General features: G+C 66.0%; 1 protein-coding gene and 1 pseudogene. Both read right to left on the bottom strand.

All coding sequences use genetic code 11. The features are described from left to right. Positions 1–723, bottom strand: a pseudogene (locus AQI95_RS43865) (biosynthetic transferase); the annotation flags it as partial. A gap of 29 nt (positions 724–752) precedes the next feature. Then, positions 753–1,394, bottom strand: a complete 642-nt coding sequence (locus AQI95_RS43860; RefSeq protein ID WP_067137075.1) for an ABC transporter ATP-binding protein — start codon at positions 1,392–1,394, stop codon at positions 753–755. Positions 1,395–1,901 lie beyond the last annotated feature (507 nt).

The following is a 1,901-nucleotide window of genomic DNA, read 5'->3' as shown; positions in this document are numbered from 1 at the left end:
GCGGTGGGCGCGGGTACGGGCGGCGAAGGCGGCCATTCCCACCGCCGCCGTGCCTACCCCCCAACCCGCACCCAGCAGCAGGCAGCTGATCGGCACCACCTGCAGACCGCCGGCGGCCACCGAGGTCTGCACCGCCCCGTAAGCCGGCAGGAAGCGCACCACGGGACTGTCCGCATCCGGGTTGATCAAGGGATTCTGCAGAACCAGATCGATGGAACTGATCATGATGGCAAGGAACATGCCGGCCAACTCGCTGCGCAGCACAGCCGCCAGCACGATGCCGATGCCGCCGTAGATCAGAGCACCGGTGAACATCCCCGCAGCGAGCACCAGGGGCTGCTCAGGGCGCCAGAACAGACGCATCCACGCGGTGGTGTAGGCGGCGACCAGAACCGCGACCACAAGGAGCGCGGCGCACTTCGCGAGCGCGAGGCACGAGCGGGGATAGCCGGCCCGCACCAGTCGCTGGTCGAACAACGCGGAGCGGGCGGTGGCGACGAACATCATGAACGCGATGACCAGCGACAGGGCCTGCAGTGCGCCGTTGATCTGGACCAGGATGTTGCCGTCCATGACCACCGTACGGCCGACCGACTGGATCCGGAACCGCAAGGCCGTACGAGCCACCACCGTGAACGCCAGCGTGGTCCACAGCGGGACGAACAGGACCACAATCAGCAACGCCAACCTGTTACGGGCCTGCTCGATCAGCGTGAACCGCAAGGCCGTACAGAAGCAGGACCACCACCGCGTCATACCGACACCACCTCCGATCCAGTCTGCTGCGTCTCCTGCAACACTCCCGCCTGAAGGCGGTACAGGGTGTCCAGACGGGAGGCGTCGTAGGCGAGGTGCGAGACCACCAGCACCGCGCAGCCCCGGTCCCGCAAGGCCGCCGCCAGGTCCCAGAACCGCAGATAGGTCTCCCAGTCGAAGCCCTGATACGGCTCATCCAGGAGCAGCACCTGGGGATCGTGCATCAAAGCGAGGACCAGGTTGAGCTTCTGGCGCGTGCCGCCGCTGAGTGCCTCCACCCGCACCCTCCGGTAGTTGCTGAAATGCAACTGCTCCAGCAGCTCGAAGGCTCTGTCCAGGCTGTCCAGGCCGTAAGCGGCCTGGAAGAACCTCAGATGCTGGTCAACGGAGAAGGCTTGGTGGAGCACCGCGTCCTGCGGGCAGCTGCCCAGCACTCCCACCCGCTCCACCACGCCGCTGTCCGCGGCGAGATCCCCGACCAGAATGCGCAGCAGGGTGCTCTTGCCGGCCCCGTTCTCGCCGACAAGGCCCACCAACTGGCCCGCACGGAGATCCAGCGACACACCCCGCAGGACAGGACGGTGCCGGTAGCTCTTGCATACATCCCGAATGCGCAACACCGGCTCACCGGCCAACACCACCGCATCCCCCTACAGAACGCTCCTCACACGGCCGGGCTTCCCGAACGCACCACCTGCTGGAGCGCAGTCACGATGCCCCTGGCCGAACGACAACCCCACGCGAGCACCAACGACCCGAAGCGATAGCCGTGACGGGCAACGCGCCAACCGCGTCAGTCCCCGACGAAGTGCCCCCGAGCAGCAAGAACGGGGGCGAAACTCCCGGTCTCGGCCAGCTGGGCCATCTCCACGATCACGACGGATAACGCCGCTGCATAGATCAAGACCGGGATCAGCACTACTACGGGCGAACGATCAGACAGGAGTTCGTCTCACTGTCCTGTCCCTTGGGCCAGAAGAAGGCCACTGTCAACGAGAAAGGGACACCGAAAATGCGGGCCTACAGTAGGGCTCGTACAAGTGCCTGCGAGCGAAGTTCTCGCCGGGAACGCTCAGCCAGTGCAGGTCTTAACGGCCTGGGGGCCACGCGTGGGTACGGCTTTCGACACCGGCTAGCGGCCCAGG

Source organism: Streptomyces yokosukanensis (assembly GCF_001514035.1).
In the GTDB taxonomy this organism is placed as follows: domain Bacteria; phylum Actinomycetota; class Actinomycetes; order Streptomycetales; family Streptomycetaceae; genus Streptomyces; species Streptomyces yokosukanensis.
The sequence above is the reverse complement of the archived record's forward strand: the minus strand, read 5'-3'. Positions and strand labels throughout refer to the sequence as shown.